The sequence below is a fragment of the Shinella sp. H4-D48 genome, assembly GCF_022637395.1.
In the GTDB taxonomy this organism is placed as follows: domain Bacteria; phylum Pseudomonadota; class Alphaproteobacteria; order Rhizobiales; family Rhizobiaceae; genus Shinella; species Shinella sedimenti.
Map to the genome: position 1 here is coordinate 2204076 of NZ_CP093337.1, position 23754 is coordinate 2227829.

Below are 23754 nucleotides of genomic sequence, written 5' to 3' on the forward strand. Positions count from 1 at the left end.
TCTCCCGCAGCGCTATGCGCCCGCGCCCGGTTTGCCTCCTCACAAACCGGGTGCCGGCGCGAGGCCAGAGTGCGTTTGCGAATCGGCCGCGTCAAGCCGCCGCATCTAGCCACAAGCCTAGAGCGAGCGGATTTTCCCGCCGGGCGGATGCGAAACGATCAGGCCGCCTTGTGGCGGTTGCGCAGCATGAGGAACAGGACGAGGAAGAGGCTGACGCCGGTGACCGGCCAGAACATCATGTTGATGGCCTGCCAGCCATAGGCGGTGAACACCTTGCCGGAGGAGAAGGAGGCAAGCGCCACCGTGCCGAAGAGGATGATGTCGTGGAAGCCCTGCACCTTGTCGGCCTCGTGCGGGCGGTAACTCGAGGCGACGATGGCAGTCGAGCCGATGAAGCCGAAATTCCAGCCGACGCCGAGCAGGATGAGGGCGCCCCAGAAGTTCCACAACTCGATGCCCATATGGGCGATGCCAGCACACGCCATGAGGATGACGAGGCCGGCGGCCACGACAACCTCGCTGCCGAAGCGCTGGATCAGCATGCCCGTCACGAAGCTCGGCGCGAACATGGCCAGCACATGCCACTGGATGCCAAGCGTCGCGAGGTCCGGCGAGAAGCCGCAGCCGATGACCATGGCAAGCGGTGCGCCGGTCATCATGAAGGTCATCAGCGCATAGGTGGAGATGCCGCAGATCATGCCGGTCAGGAAGCGCTGCGTCAGCACGATCTCGCCGAGCGGCCGTGCCGGTTCGCCGCTTGCCGCGCCCGCCGCCTTGTGATCAGGAAGGCGCAGGAAGAAGAACAGCAGGATGGCCGCGCCGCACAGCGGCACCAGCGCCACGAAGGCGCCGGCGAACATTACCGGCGCGAACAGGTCCCTGGTGAGGATCACCACCTGCGGACCGAGCATCGCCGACAGCACGCCACCCGCGAGGATCCAGGAGATAGCGCGCGGCTTGTAGAAGGATGGCGAGGCATCGGCGGCGGCGAAGCGGATCTTCTGGGCAAAACCGCTGGAAATGCCGACCAGCAGGAAGCCCAGGGCAAACAGCCAGAAATCGCTACGGAACAGCGCGATGGCCGCCACGAGCCCTCCCCCGGCGCCGACAAGCGAACCGACCATGAAGCCATGCGCACGCCCCAGCAGGCGCGCGGCGATGGCGACCAGCACGGCGCCGAGCGCCACGCCGATATTGAAGCCGGTGAGCGGCGCGGTCGCGAGCGACTTGTCCTGTCCGAGAAGATTGTAGCCGGCAAGGCCCCCGACCGAAAAGACGATCGGCCCGGCGGACGCGAGTAGCGCCTGCGCCAGCGTCAGCAGGAACACGTTGCGGCGCGCGGCCGAAAGCTCCCGTTCAAGACCTTCGACCGTATTCGCGCTCATGCCTGCCTACCGCTTTACTTGCGTTGATCGACCCGGACCTGCTTGGCGATGCGGTCGAGGACGGCATTCACCAGCTTGGGTTCGTCTTCCTCGAAGAACGCCTTTGCGATCTCGACATATTCGGTGACGATGACCGCAACCGGCACGTCCTTGCGCTCCTTGAGCTCGAACGTCCCGGCACGCAGGATGGCGCGCACGGTCGAATCGAGACGGGACAGCGCCCAGTCGTCCTGAAGGGCCGCACCGATCATCGGATCGAGCTGGCGCTGGTCGCGCACGACACCCGACACGATGGAGCGGAACCAGCCCGCATCGGCCTTGAGATAGGTGTCGCCGTCGATTTCCTGTCCGAGCCTGTGCGTCTCGTATTCGGCGACGATCTCGAGAACGCCGGTACCGCCGACATCCATCTGGTAGAGCGCCTGCACGGCGGCAAGACGCGCGGCACCGCGCTGGTTGGCTGGCTTGACCGGGTGGGAATTGTTTTCGCTGGTCACTGTTCGCCGCCCAGTTTCTTTTTCAGCTCGATCATGATGAGCGCGGCGCGGGCAGCAAAGCCACCCTTGTCGCCTTCCGAACGACGGGCGCGTGCCCAAGCCTGCTCGTCGTTCTCGACGGTCAGGATGCCGTTGCCGATCGGCAGGCTCTCACTGACGGCGATGTCCATCAGGGCGCGGCAGGACTCGTTGGCGACGATATCAAAATGATAGGTCTCGCCACGGATGACCATGCCGAGCGCGACGAAACCATCATACCAGGTGCCGCCATTGTCCATACCGTCGAGCGCCATGGCGACGGCGGCGGGAATTTCCAGCGCGCCCATAACGGTCACGACATCGAAGGTGGCGCCGGCGGCCTCGAGCGCATGTTTCGCGCCGTCGAGCATCGCATCGGCCATGTCGTCGTAGAAGCGGGCTTCGACGATCAGAAGATGAGGATTATCGGTGTTGGCCATGAATCACCTGAAAATGGAGCAGGCCCGGCATGGCGGGCAGAGGCGGCGGTCAAACCATGCCAAACGAGGCTTGGCAAGCGATTTCCGCCTGCTGCGGCGTTTTCGGCGCCGGGACTGGCAGTGCAGCGCTCCCGAAGCACCGCTCAGGGGGATATCAGGCAGCAAGCGATACGCGGTTGCGACCGTTATGCTTGGACATGTAAAGGGCCCGGTCGGCATTGCTCAGCAGAGCGTCGAAACTCAGCCCGGCCTCGCTGCCGAAGGCGATCCCGGCGCTGACGGTGCAGTTGATCGATCCACGGCCGGTCGGGATGAGCCGCGCGGCGAAATCCGCCCGGATGCGTTCGGCCACACGCGCCACCCGGTCCGGCACCGCTCGATCCATCACCACGACGAATTCCTCGCCGCCGAGGCGCGCAATGCAGGCGGCGTTTTCGCAGGCCTCTACAAGCACTTCGGCAAAGCACTTCAACACCGCATCCCCGGCGGCATGGCCATACTGGTCGTTCACGGCCTTGAAACTGTCGAGGTCGAAGGCGATGGCCGCTCGGTGGGCGGAGACGGTCTCGTCGCCGTAGCGGTCGAAAAGCGCACGGCGGTTGAGAAGACCGGTCAGGGCATCGGTCATCGCCGTACGCTGGTGTGCGCCGGCGATCCGCCACTGGTTGAGCGCGAGCGACATGGCGCCAATGCCGGTTATGCCGAGGATCGCCGCGATCAGATTGAGATTTTCGGCCCAGTTGTCGGGCGCATGGCCGATCGACCACTGGCGCTGCTCCAGAAGCACGCCGGCACAGAGCAGGAAGGACATCGCCACCAGCACGTAAAGCGCCACGATACCGGTCAGCGGCAAGGGCGCCTCTGCACGGCCAAGCCAGTATTCCCACGCCGTCGCGACAAGCGTTGCGGCGATCACGAGGTTCAGCGCGATGAGCGCGACGCCGTCAAGTCCGAACAGAATCCAGGGAATGCTCACAGCCGACGATATCGAGAACACCGCGGCAATGCGCCAGCGTCCGCGCCGGCTGGTGCGGAAGCGGTAGGCAGCGCCGTAAATAAAGGCGAAACCGCCGAACTGGAGCACGAAGGCGAGGCAGGTGATGCCGATGCTCGCATTCTCGACATAGAAAGTGTAGACGCCCACCGCCATCACGATGATGCCGATGCCGACGGCCCAGGACAAAAGGAAACGCTCGAGGCGGGCCGACATCCACGATGCGAACAGCGTGGCGGAAAGACAAAAGCCGGACAGCCCGATCGCAAGGAGCAGGGTGTTGTAGTCTGGCGTCATGCGGGGGCGTTCTCCAGCGGTCCAATGCGCCACCCTAAAGACGCAGAAGTATCCAGAGTCTTACCCGGTTTGTTAAATTTCTGCGGTGTCCCGCATCAATCCACACCGCTCGCGCCAGGTGTCACGCGCGAGTCACGGCTTTGCCGGAAACTCGGCGAGGCGCGCGGCATAGCGGGCCATGGTATCGACTTCGAAATTGACGAAATCGCCCACCTTGCGTTCGCCCCAGGTCGTGACCTCAAGCGTGTGCCGGATGAGAAGCACGTCGAAGACCGCACCGTCCACGGCGTTGACGGTCAGCGATGTGCCGTCGAGCGCAACGGACCCTTTTGGCGCGACGAAACGCTCGAGCCCCTTGGGCGCACGGATACGGAAGCGGGTGGCATCACCCTCGGCCTCGACGGACAGGATCTCCGCCTTGCCATCGACGTGTCCGGAAACGATATGGCCGCCCAGTTCGTCACCGATCTTCAGTGAGCGCTCAAGATTGATGCGCGTGCCGGCGCTCCAGCTGCCGATCGTGGTGAGGCGGAGCGCCTCTTCCCAGGCCTCCACCTCGAACCAGCGGGCATTCGAGCCTTCTTCCGGCAAAGCAGTGACGGTCAGGCAGGTGCCGGAATGGGCAATCGATGCGCCCATGTCGATGGTCGCCGGGTCGTAGGTCGTGCGCACGCGCAGGCGAACCCCCTCGTTCATCGGCTCGACCTTCTCCACCGTTCCAATATCCGTGACAATGCCGGTAAACATCAATCGTCTCTTTCGTAATCTTGCAGACTATCGGCGCCGTAGCGGGCCGTGTGGCGAAGCGAAAAGCCCGCAGGCACGCGCCCCGGCACACATGGGGATGCAACCCCATCGCTGCCAAGGGGTGTCGCACCACCAAACAGCAGGATGCGGTCGACAAGGCCTGCATCGAGGAAGGATTGGGCCGTCCGCGCGCCACCCTCAACGAGCAGCGAGGATATGCCACGCGTTGCGAGCGCGACGAGCAGGGTGTCGAGCCGGCGTGGGTCACACTGCACGACCTCGACGCCGAAGGCCTCAAGTGCCTTCCGCCGGGCGGAGAACGCCGGATCGGGCTCACCGTCATCGCCGGTAACCAGCAGCACCGGCACGTCGCGTGCCGTGCGCGCGAGCTTCGACGTCACCGGCAATTCCAGCCGTGGGTCGAGCACGACGCGGACGGGCGAACGGGCTTCCAGTCCCGGCAAGCGGCAGGTCAGTTCTGGATCGTCGGCAAGCGCGGTTCCGATACCGATAAGGATCGCGTCCGTCTCGGCGCGCAGCACATGAACCTGCCCGCGCGACACCGGGCCCGTGATAGCCACCTGCCCTGCCCCAAGACGGCCGAGCATGCCGTCGCTGGAAACCGCAAGTTTCAGAGTCACATAGGGCCGCTTCTTCGTCTGCCGAGTCAGGTAGGCGGCGAGTGCGGCGCGGCCTTCGGCCTCCAGCACGCCCGCCTCCACGGCGATGCCGGCCGCCTGCAACATCGACAGTCCCCTGCCCGCCACGCGGATATCGGGGTCGGTGACGGATACCACGACGCGGGCGACACCGGCCGCGATGAGCGCATCGGCGCAGGGCGGCGTCTTGCCGTGATGGGAGCAGGGTTCGAGCGTGACATAGGCGGTTGCGCCGCGCGCCGCCGCGCCGGCTTCGGCCAGCGCCTGGGTCTCGGCATGCGGCCGTCCGCCGGGCGCGGTCACGGCAGAGCCGAGAACCACGCCGTCCTTGACGATCAGGCAGGCAACGGAGGGATTGGTGGCCGTCAGGCCGAGATTGCGGCGGCTGAGGCGAAGCGCCGCCGCCATGAACCTGATGTCGTCGCGCGCGCCGCCGGACATCTAGCCATCGACGCCCGGATCACGGGCGATCTTGGCGGCAACCTCGGCGAGGATCTTCTCGAAGTCATCGACATGGGAGAAGTCGCGATAGACCGATGCGTAACGCACGAAGCCCACGTCATCGAGCGCCTTCAGCGCCTCCAGCACCTGGAGGCCGATTTCCTCAGAGGCGATTTCCGTCTCGCCGGAGCTTTCCAGCCGGCGGACGATGCCCGAGACCGCGCGCTCGATACGGTCCCGGTCGACGGGCCGCTTGCGAAGTGCGATCTCGAAGGATTTCAGAAGCTTGTCGCGGTCGAAGGGGGCCTTGCGGCCCGTCTTTTTGACCACCATGAGGTCACGCAGCTGCACCCTTTCGAAGGTGGTGAACCGACCGCCGCAATCCGGGCAGATGCGCCGGCGGCGAATGGCAGCCCCGTCCTCTGCGGGACGGGAATCCTTCACCTGCGTATCTTCCGAACCGCAATAGGGGCAGCGCATGAGGTCTCCTTGCTTTGCGCGGTTCCCGACGGAAACCGCGCAACACCTTGTCCTGAAATGGCCAGCTTACATGTACGAATACATGGGGAAGCGCTCGGTCAGCTTGACGACCTTCTCCCGCACCGCACCTTCGACAGCCGCATTGCCCTCGTCCGAATTGGCGACCTTCAGGCCATCGAGAACCTCGACGATCAGGTTGCCGATTTCCTTGAACTCGGCTTCCTTGAAGCCACGGGTCGTGCCGGCCGGCGTGCCGAGACGGACACCCGAGGTGACGAACGGCTTTTCGGGGTCGAACGGGATGCCGTTCTTGTTGCAGGTGATGTAGGCGCGGCCGAGTGCGGCTTCCGCTCGCTTGCCAGTCGCGTTCTTCTTGCGCAGGTCGACGAGCATCAGGTGGTTGTCGGTGCCGCCGGACACGATGTCGAGACCGCCGGCCTTCAGCGTGTCGGCAAGCGTCTTGGCGTTCTTGACGATCTGCGCCGCGTATTCCTGGAATTCCGGCTGCAGCGCCTCGCCGAAGGCAACGGCCTTGGCGGCGATGATGTGCATCAGCGGGCCGCCCTGGAGGCCCGGGAAGACGGCCGAATTGATCTTCTTGGCGATGTCCTCGTCGTTCGTCAACACGACGCCACCGCGCGGACCGCGCAGCGACTTGTGCGTGGTGGTCGTGGCAACGTGGCAATGCGGGAACGGCGACGGATGCTGGCCACCGGCCACGAGGCCGGCAATGTGGGCCATGTCGACCATGAGATAGGCGCCGACTTCATCGGCGATCTCGCGGAAGCGCTTCCAGTCCCAGATGCGGGAATAGGCGGTGCCGCCGGCGATGATGAGCTTCGGCTTGTTCTTGCGGGCCTTCTCGGCGACGTCGTCCATGTCGAGGAGGTTGTCGCCTTCGCGCACGCCGTAGGACACGACGTTGAACCACTTGCCCGACATGTTGACCGGCGAACCGTGCGTCAGGTGTCCCCCCGAGTTCAGGTCGAGACCCATGAAGGTGTCGCCCGGCTGGAGCAGCGCGAGGAAGACTGCCTGGTTCATCTGCGAACCGGAATTCGGCTGAACGTTGGCGAAGTTGACGCCAAACAGCTTCTTGGCGCGATCGATGGCGAGCTCTTCCGCGATATCGACGAACTGGCAGCCGCCGTAATAGCGCTTGCCCGGATAGCCTTCGGCATACTTGTTCGTCATGATCGAGCCCTGGGCTTCGAGCACGGCGCGCGACACGATGTTCTCGGAGGCGATCAGCTCGATCTCATGACGCTGGCGACCGAGTTCCTTCTGGATCGCGCCGAAAATATCCGGATCCGTATCGGCAAGGTTACGCGTGAAGAAAACGTCGGTGGCAGAAGTCTGGCTCATCCTCGAGGCTCCTTAAGGGTGGTGGCACGGTGTTTATCGTCCTCGCATGGCAAGGGCAATATCCGCTCCACGGTTTGCGCCATTTCAACGCATCTTCTGCAATAAAAACGACAGCGCGCGAACACTTCGAACGCAAAAGCCCCGCGATCCCTTGGGATGCGGGGCTTTTGGCGGTTTTGGGCCGATTGCCTTATTGCGGCAGGAGATTGCTCTCGACGGACTGGCCGCCTTCCTGGTTATAGCCGGTCTGGAGTGCCAGTTCGGTGGCGCCGTCCATCTGGTAGATGTCGTCGCGGAACTGCACGACGCGGTCGCGGGCCGACCACGCCGAGATGTAGACGAAGTAGACCGGAACCTCGGTCGCCAGCCGGATCGGCGAGCTGACGCGGGAGTTGATGACCTGCTCGATCTTCTCGCGCGACCAGCCGGGCGTGTCGCGCAGCAGCCAGGTCGTCAGGTCGCGCACGTTCTGCACGCGCACGCAGCCGGAAGATTCGAAGCGCATCAGCTTGTTGAACAGGCCCTGCTGGGGCGTGTCGTGCATGTATTCGTTGTTCGGATTGTGAAAGTTGATCTTCGTCGAGGACATGGCGTTGATCTTGCCCGGGTCCTGGCGGAACATCAGGTTCGGCGCCTTCGCGGCATTCCAGTCCACGGTTTCCGGCGCCACTTCCTGGCCCTTGCCGTCGATGAGGCGGATGTTGTTGCGCGCCAGATAGGTCGGGTCCTGACGCATCAGCGGCACGATGTCCTTCTCGATGATCGAGCGGGGCGCCGTCCAGTACGGGTTGAGGATGACCTCATAGATCTTGGAATTGATGATGTGAGTCGGACGGCTCATGCGGCCGACGACGGCGACGTGGCGCGACGCCACGCGACCGGATTCCACCGCTTCGATATAGGCGGCCGGGATGTTCACCATCACGTAACGCTGGCCGAGATCGCCGGACATCGTCTGGAGGCGAACGAGGTTGGTGTTCAGCTGGCTAAGGCGCGTCGTGGCGGGCACGTTCATGGCCTTGAGCGTGTATTCGCCGAGCACGCCGTCCTGCGGCAGGCCGTGACGGGCCTGGAAACGCTTGACGGCACCGTCGACGTAGGAATCGAAGGAATCCGAAATACCGGCTGCACGCGGCAGGTCGCCCGAGATGATCAGGCGCTGGCGAAGCGACTGCACGCCGGAATCGACGACGCCGATCTGCAGCTTCTGGGACGAATTGACCTGCGGCCAACCGCCGTTCGACACGATCTGCTGGTAATCGGAAATCGCCTGCTGGATGTTGGGAACCGAACCGGAGCCCAGGATAGGATTGTTGGACTGGACGGCTGCGGATGCACGCGAGGCCTGTGCGTCGAACTGGTCGTCCCAGTTGCCGCGGCGGGGTGCGTTCAGGACGTCGTCAAGGGCCGTCTGTGCCAGAGCCGGGCCGGCAACGGCGGCGGCGCCGAAGGTTGCGGCGGAGCGCAAAAATGCGCGGCGCGAGAACACATCAGTTTCGGTTTTGCGAGACATCTATCCTACCATCTCCTGAGACGCCGTTCAAAGCGGCGGGCGCGCCTGGGCACGTGAACCGCGGTTCATACCCGATGCAGCTATCACGAACAGGGTTAACAAACGCAAACCGGCCGTGCCGCCCGCGCATACCTTAAGCCCAGCGTCCGGGTGTCATAGCAATATGGCCAATTCGTGTCTGGGAGGGTCGCGCGGAGCCTTGCACGAAAACGTGAAAAGCCGGACGCGCAGGGAACGCGGCCGGCTTTTGAGGAGGAGGTCGAAACGCTGGAGCGCTTACAGGCGGTACAGGATCGAGTCGTTCCAGAAGCGGTCGAGACGCTGGAGCAGCTTGTTCATCTGGTTGAACTCGCCTTCGCCGATGCCGCCGACCTTCTGGATCGAGCCGATATGGCGCTCGTAGAGCTTGGCGACGGTTTCAGCGATTTCCTGGCCGCTTTCCGTCAGGCTGATGCGCACCGAGCGACGGTCGATGCGCGAGCGCTGGTGGTTGATGAAGCCGAGATCGACCAGCTTCTTGACGTTGTAGGAAACGTTCGAGCCGAGATAGTAACCGCGCGAGCGCAGCTCGCCGGCGGTCAGTTCCGAATTGCCGATGTTGAAGAGTAGCAGCGCCTGGATGGCGTTGACATCCGAACGACCGGCACGGTCGAACTCGTCCTTGATCACATCGAGCAGGCGGCGGTGCAGACGCTCGACGAGGTGGAGGGATTCCAGATAGAGGTTGCGGATCGCATCTTCCTGCTGATCGACGACCGGGGCCTGCTGCGGCTTCATCTTGGTGTTCATTGTTACTGCCTCACTGTTTTGTTTGGCGGTGTGGTTTGTTTTCCCGCCTTGAGTGAGAACCTAACGAATGCATCTAAAATTCTACTTAAACCGCAGCCTTAACAGCGCCTTACCAGAAGGCAATGCTGTCTCACGGTGAATCAGTTCTTACTGTGCGGGCCTGACGGCGGCGCTGGATGAATAGCACGACATTGAAAAGCAGGAAGGTCGCGGCCACCGCGACATGCGCAAAGACCAGCAGCCGGTTGATGCCAAAGACCGATGGAAATACCTCGTGCATGGCAATCTCGGTGCCTGCCGCGATGAGCCAGATCACCGGTCCCCAGGACACGAGAAGCCACAGGCCGACAGCGGCGACGGGAAACAGCACGGCCAGCGCGGTGGCAGCCGCTTTCCATGCCGGCGGCAGGAGATCGAACCGCCCTGCCCCACCGAGAGAAAAGCCGGTCAGCATGGCCCAGTACTGGAGCGCAAACCAAAGAGACGTCACCGCCACGAGCCGCAGGAACAGCACGAACAGCGTTTCGGTCAGGCTTGGCCTCAGGCCCTTGGCAGAATCAGCGAGCATGCAGCGGACAGTAAGGGCAAGGCTTGTCCGCATAAAGAGCGCCCCGGCATTTTGCGCGGCGCACGGCCATATGCCGCAGCCCTCCCGAGCGCTCGCGATTTGATTGACGGGGCTGGCATGATAAGGAGCGAAAAACACATCCAGCAAGAAAGCGGCACCATGACCGGCAACAGAAACATCGTCGACGAGATCACCGGGCACCGCCGCATGCGGCGCAACCGGAAGGCCGACTGGACGAGACGGCTGGTGCAGGAAAACCGTCTGACGGTCGACGATCTCATCTGGCCCGCCTTTGTCGTGCCGGGCACGAATGTGGTCGATCCCGTCGCCGCCATGCCGGGCGTCAATCGCCTGAGCGTCGACAAGCTGGTCGAGGCGGCGAAGGAAGCGGCCGATCTCGGCATTCCGGCCATCGCCACCTTCCCCAATATCGACATGTCGCTGCGCGACGAAACCGGCTCGCACTGTCTTGCCGCCAATAACCTCATCAACGAGGCGACCCGCGCCATCAAGCAGGCCGTGCCCAATATCGGCGTCATCACCGACGTCGCGCTCGATCCCTTCACCAATCACGGGCACGACGGCGTGCTGCGCGGCGATGTCATCGTCAACGACGAGACGGTCGAGCTGGTTGCCAAGGCGGCGGTCATTCAGGCCGATGCCGGCTCCGACATCATCGCGCCGTCCGAAATGATGGACGGCCGCATCGGCGTGATCCGACGGGCACTGGACGAGGCCGGGCACCAGAATGTCGGCATCATGGCCTATGCCACCAAGTTCGCCTCCGCCTTCTACGGCCCGTATCGCGATGCCATCGGCACCGGCGGCCTGCTGAAGGGCGACAAGAAGACCTATTACATCGACCCGGCCAACGGTACCGAGGCGCTCCGCGATGCCGCGCTCGATGTCGAGGAAGGCGCCGATACGCTCATGGTCAAGCCCGGCCTGCCCTATCTCGATATCTGTTGGCGCATAAAGGAAGCCTTCGGGCTGCCCGTCTTCGCCTATCAGGTCTCGGGCGAGTACAGCCAGATCAAGGCCGCCGCGCTGAACGGCTGGATCGACGGCGAGCGCGTGATGCTGGAAACCCTGCTCGCCTTCAAGCGCGCCGGCTGCGACGGCATCCTCAGCTATTTCGCCATGGATGTTGCACGGCACCTCGCCAAGAAGGGGTCATAACGCGTAGCGGCCGCCGTTGTTTTCCGCAGGAAAATTCCCATATCAGGATCATGTTCCATTCGGGAGACAAGCAGATGAGCGCTGATTTCAACGAAACGCGTGTTCCGACGACGGACTGGCAGGCCTATCGCGGCGTGCTGTCACGGCGCGTCTTCGCTTTTCTGATCGACTACGCGATCATCGCGCTGCTCTGGGTGCCCGCTGCCGTGGTCGTCTTCTTCCTCGGCATCCTGACGCTCGGCCTCGGCTTCTTCCTGTATCCTGCGCTGTTCACCATCGTTGCGCTGCTCTATTTCGGCTTCACGATGGGCGGCCCGAGCCAGGCGAGTGCGGGCATGAACGCGATGGGCCTCATGCTGGCGCGAACCGATGGTCGCCCGATCGATTTCCTGACGGCCGTCGTACATCTCGTTCTGTTCTGGATCGGCAACGTGGTGCTGACGCCCTTCATCGTGCTTGTCGGCCTCTTCACCGATCGCGGCCGCCTGCTGCACGACCTTCTGCTCGGTACCGTGGTCGTTCGCCGCGATCGTTATTGAGGGGACGAAAACGCACTGGCGAAATCCGCCAGTTGACCTTTTCCTGAACTAGGCCATGGTATTGGCATAGAAGTGTCACAGAGCGACGGGTACGCCTTACGGCCGATGAACACGCACGCAACATCCTCTCCGCAGTTCTATCTCACCGCGCCGGCGGCTTGCCCCTATCTGCCGCAGGAGATGGAGAGGAAGGTGTTTACCCATCTGGTGGGCGAGCGCGCGCCGGAGCTGAACGATCTGCTGACCCAGGGCGGCTTCCGCCGATCGCAGAACATAGCCTATCGCCCGGCCTGCGAAACGTGCCGCGCCTGCATTTCCGTTCGCATCCTCGTCAACGAGTTCGAGCCGCGCCGCACCATGCGGCGTGTGCTGGCGGCCAATGCCGATCTCGTCTCGCGCGATTACCCCGCCGAGCCCTCCAGCGAGCAGTATTCGCTGTTCCGCGACTATCTGGATGCCCGCCACCAGAAGGGCGGCATGTCCGACATGTCCGTGCTCGACTACGCGATGATGGTGGAGGACACCCACGTCAACACCCGCGTCATCGAATATCGCCTGCGCGAGGAAGGCGCGGGCCTCAAGGAGCGTCCGCAAGGCGAGCTGCTGGCCGTGGCGCTCACCGACCGCATGGGCGATGGCCTTTCGATGGTCTATTCCTTCTATGATACCGAGCGGGCCGAGCGTTCGCTCGGCACCTTCATGATCCTCGACCATATCAGGCGTGCCAAGGCGCTCGGCCTGCCGCACGTCTATCTCGGCTACTGGGTGAAGGGATCGCGCAAAATGGATTATAAAACAAAGTTTTTGCCGCAGGAGCACCTGATGCCGCGTGGATGGGAGCGCTATGATGGAGATAGTGCTGCCTCGTAATCGATATTCGGTCCCGCCTTGTCCAAGACGAATGATCCCGCCCTTCACCGCAAGGGTCTTCTGATAACCGCCCTCGGCGGTCTCGCGCTTTCCTTCGATATTCCGCTGATTCGTGCTGCCCATGGCGAATTCTGGTCGATGGTCGTCGTGAGGAATGTTGCCGTCTTCGTGATGGCGCTCGTCCTGTGGGCGGGCCTGAATTTCGTGATGCGGCGCAGGACGGTGCTGGTGCCCGGCCGAGTCGGCCTTTTGATCGCGCTGCTCTACGGCATCAACGGCCTGACCTTCATGCTGGCGGTGTTCAACACCACGACCGCCAACGTCGTCTTCATCCTCGCCTTTACCTCGATGTTCGCGGCGATCCTATCTTGGATCTTCCTCGGCGAACGTCCGTCCAATGCCACGCTCATCACCATGGCCGCCATGGTTGGCGGCGTTCTCCTGATCGTGCATGACGGACTTTCGAGCGGCAACGTCTTCGGCGATGTGATGGCCGCATGCTCCGCCATGCTGCTTGCGGCATCGCTGACGCTCAGCCGGAAAAGCGGCGCGGAAATGGGCTTCGTTCCGCTGGTCGCCACGCTGCTACCGGGCATTCTCGGGCTGTTTTTCCTGCCGCCCGGCGGCCTGACCGTTGCCGAGCCGTACTATATCCTTCTCAACGGCCTCGTCCTGCTGCCGCTGGCCTTCTGGTGTCTCGCCACGGGCCCGCGTTATCTGTCGGCACCGGAAGTCGGCATGTTCTATCTGGTGGAAACGGTGCTGGCGCCGGTGTGGGTGTGGATCGCCTTCTCCGAAACCCCCACGACGCAGACGCTGATCGGCGGGGCAATTCTCATCCTCGCCCTGCTCGGCCATTCGCTGTGGCAGATGCGCTCGAAATCCCGTGCCGCGCGGGCAAGTGCCGCAGTCGCTGAGCTCCCCCTGACGCACTGATCCTTGAGACCGGTCGACGCCCATGTTATAACTCGGTTATAACGGAGCCAGAGCCATGAACATCACCATCCGCAAGATCGGCAATTCGGAAGGCATCATCATCCCCAAGGACGTCCTCGACCGCATGGGCGTCAAGGCGGGAGATGAGATCGTTCTGCTCGAAGAAGACGGTGAAATCAGACTCGCCGCGCAGAACGCAGACCTAGCGGAGCAGCTCAAGGCGGCGCGTATGGGCATGGAGAAATACCGTGTTGCGTTGCGCGAACTTGCCAAATGAGCACGATCAAATGGCTTTCTCGCCAGGCCGTCGAGATCATGCACGAAGAGCAATTGCGCGAGCATGGCGGATTTCCCGGCCTTAAGGACGACAATGCCCTGGAGGCCGCGCTCGCCCGCCCGCTCAACAAGGCCGCTTATGGCCAGCCTGACATCTTCGAACTGGCTGCAGCGTATCTCCATGGTCTCGTCCGCAACCACCCGTTTTCCGACGGCAACAAGCGCACGGGCTTCCTTGCCGCGTTCACGCTCCTGCTGCTGAACGGCTTTCTGGTCGAGGCCTCCCAAGCCGATGTCATCACATTCGTCCTCGCCGTCGCGGCGGGTGAGATCGATGAAGAGGGCGCGACGCGGTTCTTGCGCGACGTCAGCGTCCCCTATCCCTGATGATCAACCGCTGAACTTGCCGCTGCGGGGGAACCCCTTCGGCACGGTGCGGCCCGCAGTGGCGCGGTCGGCCAGCCATTCGGCCAGCTCGTCCTTGTTGCGCACGAAGTTGCGGCCTGCGCTGTCGTCCCAGGACAGGCCCTCCTCCAGCGCAAAGCAACGGATGTCGGAGACGCCGCCGTCCTTGTAGCGCTGCAGGCGCACGCCCTTGCCGCGCGACATCTCGGGCAGCTGCGACAGCGGGAAGACCAGCATCTTGCGGTTTTCGCCGACGACGGCCACATGATCGCCGCGCACTGGCACGACGAGCTTGGCCTCGTCAGGCATGCCGACATTCATCACCTGCTTGCCCTTGCGGGTGTTGGCGACCATCTCGGTTTCCGAAACGACGAAGCCGTTGCCGGCCTGCGAGGCGACGATGACCTTGCGCGCGGGATCGTGCACGAAGGCCGTCAGCACGTCCTGATCGTTTTCCATGTCGACCATGATGCGCAACGGCTCGCCATGGCCACGACCGCCTGGCAGCTTGTCGGCGCCGAGCGTGAAGACCTTGCCGCCCGTCGTCACGATCAGAACCTTGTCCGTGGTCTGCGCCGGGAAGGCAACCTTCAGCGCATCGCCTTCCTTGAACTGAAGACCGGACGTATCGGCGATATGCCCCTTCAGCGCGCGCACCCAACCCTTTTCGGAGATGACGACCGTAACCGGCTCCTTCTCGATCATGGCCTGCTGGATGGCCTCGATATCGGCGGCGGGGGCGCTTGCGAACTGCGTGCGGCGGCGGCCGAGTTCGGTCGCCTTGGCGAACTTCTTGCGGACCTCGCCGATCTCCCAGGCAACGGTCTGCCACTGCTTCTCGTCGGAGGCGAGCAGCGCCTCGATCTCCGCCTTCTCCTTCGACAGATTGTCGAACTCGGTGCGGATCTCGAACTCCTCGAGCTTGCGCAGCGAGCGCAGGCGCATGTTGAGGATCGCTTCTGCCTGGACGTCCGTCAGCGAGAACGTCTCCATGAGGGAGACCTTCGGCTCGTCCTCCTCACGGATGATGCGGATCACCTCGTCGAGGTTGAGATAGGCGATCAGGTAGCCGCCGAGGATTTCCAGCCGGCGATCGATGGCAGCCAGGCGGTGGCGCGAACGGCGCTGGAGCACGTCGCGGCGATGGTCAAGCCATTCGACGAGAACGTCCTTCAGTCCCATGACCTTGGGCACGCGCCCCATCGACAGCACGTTCATGTTGAGCGGAATGCGGTTTTCCAGCTCGGACAGCTTGAAGAGCGATTCCATCAGGATCGTCGGATCGACGGTGCGGCTCTTGGGCACCAGCACGATACGCACGTCTTCCGCCGATTCGTCGCGGATGTCTTCCAGAAGCGGCAGCTTGCGGGCGATCAGCAGTTCGGCGATCTTCTCGATCAGGCGCGACTTCTGCACCTGATAGGGAATTTCGGTGACGACGATCTGGTAGCCGCCGCGGCCCAGATCCTCGGTCTCCCACTTCGAACGCACGCGGAAACCGCCGCGGCCGGTCTTGTAGGCCTCGATGATGCTCTCGCGGCTGTCGATGATGATGCCGCCTGTCGGCAGATCGGGCCCCTGGACGAATTCGACCAGCTTCTCGACATCGGCGTCACGGTTGCGGATGAGGTGCAGCGCGGCGTCGCACAGTTCGTGCACGTTGTGCGAGGGAATGGACGTCGCCATGCCGACCGCGATGCCGGACGAACCGTTCGCCAGCAGATTCGGGAACGCGCCCGGCAGGACAACAGGTTCGTCGTCTTCCTCGTTGTAGGTCTTGCGGAAATCGACGGCATCCTGATCGATGCCCTCGAGCAGCAGCGTCGCGACCTCGGTCATGCGCGCTTCGGTGTATCGATAGGCGGCCGCATTGTCGCCATCGATATTGCCGAAGTTGCCCTGCCCGTCGACGATCGGATAGCGTTGCGAGAAGTCCTGCGCGAGACGCACGAGCGCATCGTAGACCGACTGGTCGCCGTGCGGGTGGAACTTACCGATGACGTCGCCGACGATACGCGCACATTTCTTGAAGGAGGAATTGGACCTGAGGCCCATCTCGCTCATGGCATGGATGATACGGCGATGAACCGGCTTGAGACCGTCGCGCACATCTGGCAGCGCGCGCTGCGTGATGGTCGAAAGGGCATAGGCCAGGTAGCGCTCTTCCAGCGCCGCCTTGAGGTCGATAGGTTGAATGTGGTCGTCTCCGCCATCGGGCGGCAAAGTGTTTTGTCCCATGGGTCTTGACTAGCCTTCATACCGATTCGCGGCAAGGATCCGGGCGATCCGCCTGTGGATAGCGCTTTGTAAAGGCTGTTGGCGAAATCGGTCCGGGGGACAAGAAATACATGGAAAGTTGCAAACAGCCGAATATAGTCGCCCCGCCGCTCGTCTAGAGGCGGTACGGCAAGGCAGCCGTTCAGAAAACCAGAAAGAGAGCCAATCAATGATGCGCACCTCCCACTTCCGCAGCCTTCTTGCAGGCGCCGCGCTCGCCACCCTGGCAAGCCCCGCTTTCGCGCTGGATGGCGCGGACCTGATGACCAAGCTGAACGCCACCTATGCCACGAGCGGCGTTTCGGTCGGTTACTCGAATGTTGCCGTCGACGGCTCCACCGTGACGCTGGAAGGCACTGAACTGAAGGCCACGGGCACCGAAACCCCGATCAAGCTCGGCACCGTTACCATGGAAGGCGTAGAGGAAGACGGCGACGGCGGTTACACGATCGAGACCATCGGTTTCGAAGACGTCAACGTTACCGAAGCCGAATCGACCGTCTCTGCGAAGGATCTCGCCCTCAACGGCGTCGCGGTACCCGGCAAGATCGTTCCCGGCACGCTGGAATCGCTGCTGATGTACGAATCCGCCACCGCCGGCCCGATCAGCGTCACCTCCAAGGGCAAGGAAGTCTTCTCCATGTCCGGCATGGAGACAAACATCACCCGCATGGACAACGATGCAGGCCTGGAGTTCGACGCCAAGTTCTCCGACCTCAAGGCTGACCTGACGACCGTCGAAGACCCCAAGGCCAAGGATACGCTCAACAAGCTCGGCATCCAGTCGCTCGAAGGAGAAGTCTCGATGGCCGGCAATTGGGAACTGGCCAGCGGCAAGCTCGCCGTGGACGAATATGCCTTCGACTTCAAGGATATCGGCCGCCTGAACCTGCAGCTCGCCTTCTCGGGCTACACGCTCGACTTCATCAAGAACATGCAGGAAGCAATCAAGACCGCCGAGGCCAATCCGAACAAGGAAGAAGCCAACGCCGCCATGGGCATGGCCATGATGGGCCTCGTCCAGCAGCTGACCTTCAACAGCGCCACCATCTCCTTCGAAGACGCCTCCATCACCAAGAAGCTGCTCGACTATGCCGGCAGCGAACAGGGTGTCACGGGCGACCAGATGGCACAGTCGCTGAAGGGCCTGGTTCCGATCATGATCGCGCAGCTCAACATGCCCGACCTGCAGAACCAGATCTCGGCGGCCGTAAACACCTATCTGGACGACCCGAAGAGCATCAAGATCAGCGCCGAGCCGAAGGAGCCGGTGCCGTTCCCGATGATCATGGGCGCCGCCATGGGTGCCCCGCAGACCATTCCGCAGGTCCTCGGCGTCACCGTCACCGCCAACGACTAAGACTCGGCTTTCGTCTTGAAGGAAAGGCCCGAAGCATCGCTTCGGGCCTTTCCTGTTTCAGTGGCCGGCCGTCGCGGAAAACGCGGCGTGGTCCTTATCGTGCAGCGCAAAGCGGTCGAGCATATGCGCGCTCGCTTCGTTGACGCCGATGACGGCAACATCGACGCCCTGCCTGCGGTATTTCAGGACCACCTTATCGAGCGCATCGACTGCGGTGATATCCCACAGATGCGCCTGCGAGACATCGATCGTGATCCTGTCGACCGGCTCGGCAAAATCGAAGGCCGTCGTGAAGCTTTCCGCCGAGGCGAAGAAGATCTGGCCCTCGACACGGTAGGTCCGCTCCGTACCGTCCTCGTTCAGCTCCGCGCGGACGCGGAAAAGCCTGGCCACCTTTCCGGCGAAGAACACACCGGACAACAGGACGCCGACGAGCACGCCCTTGGCCAGATCGTGGGTGCCGACGACAGTCGCCACCGTGGCCAGCATCACGACGGACGACGACAGCGGATTGCGGCGGATATCCAGGACCGAACGCCATGAAAAGGTGCCGACGGACACCATGATCATGACGGCGACGAGCGCGGCCATCGGGATGATCCGCACGAGATCATCCAGCACGAGGATCAGGAACAGCAGGAAGGCCCCTGCCACGAAGGTCGAGAGGCGACCGCGTCCGCCGGAAGTGACGTTAATCACCGACTGGCCGATCATGGCGCAGCCGCCCATGCCGCCGATCAGGCCGGAGGCGATGTTGCTGGCCCCCTGCCCGATGCATTCCTGGCTCTTGGAGCTTCTTGTATCCGTCATGTCATCGACGATCTGGGCGGTCAGCAACGATTCCAGCAGACCGACCGCCGCAAGCGCGATGGAATAGGGGAAAATGATCTGAAGGGTTTCGAAGGTCAGCGGCACGTGCGGCAGAGCGAAAACCGGAAAGGCCGAAGGCAGTTCGCCGAGGTCGCCGACGGTTCGAATGTCCATGCCGCTCCACCACGCCACGCCGGTGAGTGCGAGTATGGCCACGAGCGGCGAAGGTATGGCCTTCGTGACATAGGGAAACAGGTAGATGATCGCGAGCCCTGCAGCGATCATCGCGTAGGTCAGGCCGGGAACGCCGATGAGTTCCGGCAGCTGGGCCATGAAGATCAGGATCGCGAGCGCGTTGACGAAGCCCGTGATCACCGACCGCGAAACGAAGCGCATCACACGGCCGAGCTTGAGCAGACCTGCGCCGATCTGGATGAGGCCCATCAGGAGGGTGGCCGCGAACAGGTATTCCAGGCCGTGCTCCTTGACCAGTGTGACCATGAGGACGGCCGTGGCAGCGGTCGCGGCCGAGATCATGCCCGGCCGGCCGCCGAGAACGGCGGAAACGCAGGCGATGGCGAAGGAGGCGAAGAGCCCGACTTTCGGATCCACACCGGCAATGACGGAGAAGCCGATGGCTTCGGGGATCAGAGCAAGCGCGACAACGATTCCGGAAAGAATATCGGCGCGAATGTTCGAAAACCATTCGCGCTTGTAGGTCGTCAGATTGAACATGGAGAATTCCGCAAGAGTAGTGCATCCAGACCGGACGGCGTCCGGCATGTGAGCTGGTTTGATGCTTTTGCGTTGTCTGGCGGATCGGCGGCCAGAAGAGCCACCCGGGTTTTCACCGGGTCCGGGGTGAATGACACCGCTATAAAGCGCATGGTGTGGCGAGGCAACCGTGCACAGAAAGAATGGCGGCCCGGTGGGTCTGCACCGAGCCGCCACTGTGACCTACTCTGCCTGCGCCGGGCGCACCGCGGTGCCGGACCAATCAACCTTGCGCGTCGCATACATGGTTGCGGCAATCGCGATGAAGGAGATGAGCGCTCCGGCAAGCAGGGCATATTCATCCTCGCGCAGCACCAGATACATGATGCCGTAGGCCGCCAGCAGGACAGCACCCAGGGCCAAGCCGTTTCTACGGCTCGCCGTCGCGCTGCCGAGATATGCGGAGATGAGGAGCGTCGTCGCGATGGCGGCGATGCCATAGGCGAGCGTGAAGCCGGTATGCTCGGCCAGTGCTAGCAACAGCACGTAAAAGACGATGAGCGCCAGACCCGTCAGCACGTACTGGATCCAGTGCACCATGCGCCCGCCTTTTAGCTCCACGACGAAGACGGCGAGGAAGACGAGCGAGATGAAGCCGATGGAATATTTCAGCGTGCGCGAGACGACCTGGTAGAACTGCACGGGCTCCACGAGGTTGATGCTCATCATGCTCTCCGACAAGGGGAGCATGGATCCCGACACGGCCTTGTCGATGCCGCGGGCGAGATAGGGGATCGTCCACGTCGCGGTGAAGTCCTTGGCGGTGATGGTTTTCTGCTCCGGCAGGAAAAGCCCCTCGAAACCGGGATGCGGCCAGTTCGCCTTCGCCTGGAAGCTGGTCGTCTGGCCGGCAGGCGCCACGGCAAAGCTTCGCGAGCCGTTCAGCGACAAAACGATGTCGAAGGTGAAGCCCTTTTCGATGAGCGCCCGGTCGATCGGGCGGTGGACGCCGGCATTCGACTGCGACCTGCCGTAGTCCATCGTGCCGGCCACGCCCATGGCGGAAATCTGCCGCATGCCGGGATCGAACGGAAGGACCGGGCCGTTTTCGATCTTTACGCCCGCATCCGAGCGGATACCGGTGATGTCGTTGATGTTGAGCACGAGGATGGCACGGTTGAAATCCGGCGTGCCGTCGAACCTGGCGAGATCCTGCAAGATGCCGGCGCCGAAGCGACCCTTGAGCGTGAGGGCGCCGTTATAGACTGGCAGCGTGTAGATCGACAGGCGGCGCTCCTCCGTCTTGAGGTCAGCCGTCACATCCAGCATCTCGGGCATGACGAGCGCCCATTCCGTTACCTTTTCAATCAGGGTGCGGCCGTCCAACTCCCGGCTGCGCATGACTTCGAACGGCACGGCGATATAGGGGCCGTTGACCGCCTGGTCCCCGCCCCAGCCATGGGAAATGCGGTTGGAGACCTCCCTCGCGCGTTCGGCGCGTTCTTCGGTGAGGCCCCAGACGAGGAGCAACGGCACGAGAAGCGCCACCGAAATGACGCCGATCATGATGAACTTGACGCCGGGCGAGCGCAGGAAGGCGGAAAGATTGCCGCGCGGCTCCGGATAGGGCAGCGGCCGGGGTGGTGCGGAAGCAGGATCGTCGGAATGCGGTTCGGTCATGGAAGTCCCTCCAGTCGTTGTTCGCCATTATAGGCGCGCTCACGCTAGGGGTGCATTTCGACCGATTGTTCGCGGAATTGGGATCGACTGACGGCGAATTCGCGGCATTGTCGCGCTGCGGTCACGGAAGGCGGAAACCCGGCGCTTGAGCCGGGTTTCCAATGGTATGAGCCTATTCGAGGACCTGGACCACGGTGCGGGTCTGCGGATCGACGATCACGCGGCGCTCGTTGACCACCGTATAGCCGTAATCGGTATAGCCATCGACGGGATAGATTTCCACGGCCTCGGGAATGACACGGCCTTCCAGGACATCGCCTTCATAGGTCACGGACGGCACCTGCTGTTCCAGGACGTAGGTGCGCACACCGCCGGGGACCACGACCGTCGATTCGGTCATGACCGGATCGGTCTGCTGGATGATGACCGTATCCTGGGCATAAGCCGATGCGGACAGCGAGAGAAAGGCAGCCGCGCCGGCGAGAATGAGCTTGTTGGTCATGTTCGTTCTCCTTTGTCGATGGCAGAAGAACGGTCATGAGCCCGAAGGGTTCCCTCGGGCGGGACGCCAAGCGCCCCGCCCTTGGAAAATCAGTCCTTCTTCTGCGACGGCACGACGCGCAGCGCCAGTTCGCGCAGCTGCGTGGGCGTAGCGGGTGCTGGCGCGTTCATCAGCAGGTCCTGCGCCTGCTGGTTCATCGGGAACAGCGAGATTTCGCGCAGGTTCTTGGCGCCGACGAGCAGCATGACGACGCGGTCGATGCCGAAGGCGCAGCCGCCGTGCGGGGGCGCGCCGTACTGGAAGGCGCGGTAGAGGCCGCCGAAGCGCTCTTCCACGTCCTGCTGGCTGAGGCCCACCTTCTCGAAGGCCTTGACCATCAGTTCCGGCGACTGGTTACGGATCGAGCCCGAAGCGATTTCGAAGCCGTTGCAGACCGCGTCATACTGGTAGGCCTTCAGTTCCAGCGGATCCTTGCTGTCGAAGGCTTCCAGGCCACCCTGCGGCATGGAGAACGGGTTGTGCGCGAAGTCGATCTTCTTTTCGTCCTCGTTGTATTCGTAGAACGGGAAGTCGACGATCCAGCACATTTCGAAACGGTCGCGATCGACGAGGTTCAGTTCCTCGCCGGCGCGCGTGCGGGCTTCGCCGGCAAACTTGTAGAACTTGGCCGGATCGCCGGCGACGAAGAAGCAGGCATCGCCGTCATCGAGGCCGAGCTGCGTGCGGATGGCTTCCGTGCGCTCCTCGCCGATGTTCTTGGCGAGCGGGCCCGCACCTTCCAGCTTGTCGGCTTCCTTGCGCCAGAAGATGTAGCCGAGGCCAGGCTGGCCGGTCGACTGCGCCCATGCGTTCATGCGGTCGCAGAAGGCGCGCGATCCGCCGGTCTTGGCCGGGATCGCCCAGACCTGAACCTTCGGGTTGGACGCGATCATGTTGGCGAAGACCTTGAAGCCGGAGCCGGCGAAATGGTCGGTGACGGCTTCCATGACGATCGGGTTGCGCAGGTCGGGCTTGTCGGAGCCGTACTTGCGGATCGCTTCGTCATAGGGGATGCGCGGCCACTGCTTGGTGACCGGCTTGCCTTCGGCGAACTCCTCGAAGACGGCCGTCATCATCGGCTCCATCGTTTCCCAGACGTCTTCCTGGGTGACGAAGCTCATTTCGACGTCGAGCTGGTAGAACTCGCCCGGCAGGCGGTCGGCGCGCGGGTCTTCGTCGCGGAAGCACGGCGCGATCTGGAAGTAGCGGTCGAAACCGGCGACCATCAGGAGCTGCTTGTACTGCTGGGGAGCCTGCGGCAGCGCGAAGAACTTGCCTTCGTGGATGCGCGACGGCACGAGGAAGTCGCGCGCACCTTCCGGCGAGGAAGCCGTCAGGATCGGCGTGGTGTATTCGGCAAAGCCGGCCTCGCCCATGCCCTTGCGCATGGCCGAGATGATCTGCGTGCGGCGCACGATGTTCTTGTGCAGCGTCTCGCGGCGCAGGTCGATGAAGCGGTATTTCAGGCGGACGTCTTCCGGGTATTCCGGTTCGCCGAAGACCGGCAGCGGCAGTTCCTTGGCGGCCGAGAGAACCTCGATATCCTGCGCGTAGAGTTCGATCTCGCCGGTCGGCATGCCCTTGTTGACGGTGTCGTCCGTGCGCGCCTTGACGAGACCGTCGATGCGGATGACCCATTCGCCGCGGACCGTTTCGGCCGTCTTGAAGGCCGGGCTATCAGGGTCGGCGACCACCTGGGTGATGCCGTAGTGGTCGCGCAGGTCGATGAAAAGCACGCCGCCATGATCTCGCACGCGGTGGACCCAGCCGGAGAGACGAACAGTCTGGCCGACGTCGGACTTGCGGAGAGCGGCGCAGGTGTGGCTGCGGTAACGGTGCATCGTGGTATCCTGAAATGCTGACGGGCCACGCGGAAACATCCCGGCGCGGCCACCCAAGAAAAATCGGGCGGACAAGCGCATGACCCGGCCCGTTTGTCAAGGCTTGGCGGGCCTTGCGACGGCCCGGCAGGGG

At 63.1% G+C, this 23754-nt stretch carries 23 protein-coding genes and 1 other annotated feature; of the genes, 7 read left to right on the plus strand and 16 right to left on the minus strand.

Annotated elements, in window-relative coordinates:
* Window positions 1-158: 158 nt before the first annotated feature.
* The 11 genes from MNR02_RS10880 to MNR02_RS10930 all read right to left on the minus strand — a co-directional run bounded on the left by MNR02_RS10880 (window position 159) and on the right by MNR02_RS10930 (window position 10226).
* Window positions 159-1385, minus strand: coding sequence for an MFS transporter (locus tag MNR02_RS10880; RefSeq protein WP_241946790.1), 1227 nt, complete (start codon window positions 1383-1385; stop codon window positions 159-161).
* A 14-nt stretch (window positions 1386-1399) separates the two neighbouring features.
* Window positions 1400-1882, minus strand: coding sequence for a transcription antitermination factor NusB (nusB, locus tag MNR02_RS10885; RefSeq protein WP_241596590.1), 483 nt, complete (start codon window positions 1880-1882; stop codon window positions 1400-1402).
* Complete coding sequence (ribH, locus tag MNR02_RS10890) at window positions 1879-2340, minus strand: 6,7-dimethyl-8-ribityllumazine synthase (RefSeq protein WP_241946791.1); 462 nt, start codon at window positions 2338-2340, stop codon at window positions 1879-1881. The genes nusB and ribH overlap by 4 nt, the downstream gene beginning before the upstream one ends.
* Before the next feature lie 154 nt (window positions 2341-2494).
* Window positions 2495-3631, minus strand: coding sequence for a diguanylate cyclase (locus MNR02_RS10895; RefSeq protein WP_241946792.1), 1137 nt, complete (start codon window positions 3629-3631; stop codon window positions 2495-2497).
* 132 nt (window positions 3632-3763) lie between these two features.
* The gene (locus MNR02_RS10900; protein WP_241596598.1) at window positions 3764-4378 is read right to left on the minus strand and encodes a riboflavin synthase; all 615 of its coding nucleotides are present in this window, start codon (window positions 4376-4378) and stop codon (window positions 3764-3766) included.
* Window positions 4378-5478: a bifunctional diaminohydroxyphosphoribosylaminopyrimidine deaminase/5-amino-6-(5-phosphoribosylamino)uracil reductase RibD gene (gene ribD / locus MNR02_RS10905; protein ID WP_241946793.1), complete on the minus strand. Its 1101-nt coding sequence runs from the start codon at window positions 5476-5478 to the stop codon at window positions 4378-4380. The genes MNR02_RS10900 and ribD overlap by 1 nt, the downstream gene beginning before the upstream one ends.
* The gene (gene nrdR / locus MNR02_RS10910; RefSeq protein WP_134649886.1) at window positions 5479-5958 is read right to left on the minus strand and encodes a transcriptional regulator NrdR; all 480 of its coding nucleotides are present in this window, start codon (window positions 5956-5958) and stop codon (window positions 5479-5481) included. It lies immediately after the preceding gene.
* A gap of 66 nt (window positions 5959-6024) precedes the next feature.
* A complete protein-coding gene (gene glyA, locus MNR02_RS10915) occupies window positions 6025-7323 on the minus strand; it encodes a serine hydroxymethyltransferase (protein WP_241596604.1) in 1299 nt (432 codons plus the stop codon).
* Window positions 7324-7513: 190 nt separating this feature from the next.
* Window positions 7514-8836: a murein L,D-transpeptidase gene (locus MNR02_RS10920; RefSeq protein WP_241946794.1), complete on the minus strand. Its 1323-nt coding sequence runs from the start codon at window positions 8834-8836 to the stop codon at window positions 7514-7516.
* 276 nt (window positions 8837-9112) lie between these two features.
* Window positions 9113-9625 (minus strand): transcriptional regulator LdtR, encoded by a 513-nt coding sequence (ldtR, locus tag MNR02_RS10925; protein ID WP_241596608.1) that lies wholly within the window; start codon window positions 9623-9625, stop codon window positions 9113-9115.
* Window positions 9626-9755: 130 nt separating this feature from the next.
* The gene (locus tag MNR02_RS10930; RefSeq protein ID WP_371746744.1) at window positions 9756-10226 is read right to left on the minus strand and encodes a DUF6163 family protein; all 471 of its coding nucleotides are present in this window, start codon (window positions 10224-10226) and stop codon (window positions 9756-9758) included.
* A 126-nt stretch (window positions 10227-10352) separates the two neighbouring features.
* Here MNR02_RS10930 and hemB point away from each other — a divergent pair, with 126 nt between their 5' ends.
* The 6 genes from hemB (at window position 10353) to MNR02_RS10960 (ending at window position 14380) form a co-directional block, all read left to right on the plus strand.
* Entirely contained in the window at window positions 10353-11372 is a 1020-nt protein-coding gene (hemB, locus tag MNR02_RS10935) for a porphobilinogen synthase (RefSeq protein WP_241596613.1), read from the plus strand.
* Between the two features lie 74 nt (window positions 11373-11446).
* Window positions 11447-11911 carry an RDD family protein gene (locus MNR02_RS10940; protein ID WP_241596616.1) on the plus strand — a complete coding sequence of 155 codons (465 nt, stop codon included), beginning with the start codon at window positions 11447-11449 and terminating at the stop codon, window positions 11909-11911.
* Window positions 11912-12016: 105 nt separating this feature from the next.
* Window positions 12017-12781: an arginyltransferase gene (locus MNR02_RS10945; RefSeq protein WP_241596619.1), complete on the plus strand. Its 765-nt coding sequence runs from the start codon at window positions 12017-12019 to the stop codon at window positions 12779-12781.
* Between the two features lie 18 nt (window positions 12782-12799).
* Window positions 12800-13717 (plus strand): DMT family transporter, encoded by a 918-nt coding sequence (locus MNR02_RS10950; protein ID WP_241946796.1) that lies wholly within the window; start codon window positions 12800-12802, stop codon window positions 13715-13717.
* Between the two features lie 55 nt (window positions 13718-13772).
* Complete coding sequence (locus tag MNR02_RS10955; RefSeq protein ID WP_241946797.1) at window positions 13773-13994, plus strand: AbrB/MazE/SpoVT family DNA-binding domain-containing protein; 222 nt, start codon at window positions 13773-13775, stop codon at window positions 13992-13994.
* The gene (locus MNR02_RS10960; RefSeq protein WP_241946798.1) at window positions 13991-14380 is read left to right on the plus strand and encodes a type II toxin-antitoxin system death-on-curing family toxin; all 390 of its coding nucleotides are present in this window, start codon (window positions 13991-13993) and stop codon (window positions 14378-14380) included. The genes MNR02_RS10955 and MNR02_RS10960 overlap by 4 nt, the downstream gene beginning before the upstream one ends.
* A 3-nt stretch (window positions 14381-14383) precedes the next feature.
* Here MNR02_RS10960 and parC read toward each other — a convergent pair whose 3' ends face one another.
* Window positions 14384-16636, minus strand: coding sequence for a DNA topoisomerase IV subunit A (gene parC / locus MNR02_RS10965; RefSeq protein ID WP_241596630.1), 2253 nt, complete (start codon window positions 16634-16636; stop codon window positions 14384-14386).
* Between the two features lie 208 nt (window positions 16637-16844).
* Here parC and MNR02_RS10970 point away from each other — a divergent pair, with 208 nt between their 5' ends.
* A complete protein-coding gene (locus MNR02_RS10970) occupies window positions 16845-18035 on the plus strand; it encodes a hypothetical protein (RefSeq protein WP_241946799.1) in 1191 nt (396 codons plus the stop codon).
* A 57-nt stretch (window positions 18036-18092) separates the two neighbouring features.
* Here the strand turns inward: MNR02_RS10970 and MNR02_RS10975 are convergent, their stop codons facing one another.
* The 4 genes from MNR02_RS10975 to aspS form a co-directional block, all read right to left on the minus strand.
* Window positions 18093-19580, minus strand: coding sequence for a SulP family inorganic anion transporter (locus MNR02_RS10975; RefSeq protein ID WP_241946800.1), 1488 nt, complete (start codon window positions 19578-19580; stop codon window positions 18093-18095).
* A 70-nt stretch (window positions 19581-19650) separates the two neighbouring features.
* Window positions 19651-19706: a sequence feature (sul1 is cis-regulatory element that is thought to sense ions involved in sulfur or methionine metabolism; They are found in Alphaproteobacteria), on the minus strand.
* Between the two features lie 96 nt (window positions 19707-19802).
* Window positions 19803-21239 (minus strand): cell envelope integrity protein CreD, encoded by a 1437-nt coding sequence (gene creD, locus MNR02_RS10980; RefSeq protein WP_241946801.1) that lies wholly within the window; start codon window positions 21237-21239, stop codon window positions 19803-19805.
* Between the two features lie 172 nt (window positions 21240-21411).
* On the minus strand, window positions 21412-21741 hold the full coding sequence (locus MNR02_RS10985) for a DUF1236 domain-containing protein (protein ID WP_241946802.1): 330 nt from the start codon (window positions 21739-21741) through the stop codon (window positions 21412-21414).
* A gap of 89 nt (window positions 21742-21830) precedes the next feature.
* On the minus strand, window positions 21831-23621 hold the full coding sequence (aspS, locus tag MNR02_RS10990; protein WP_241596640.1) for an aspartate--tRNA ligase: 1791 nt from the start codon (window positions 23619-23621) through the stop codon (window positions 21831-21833).
* Window positions 23622-23754: the final 133 nt, after the last annotated feature.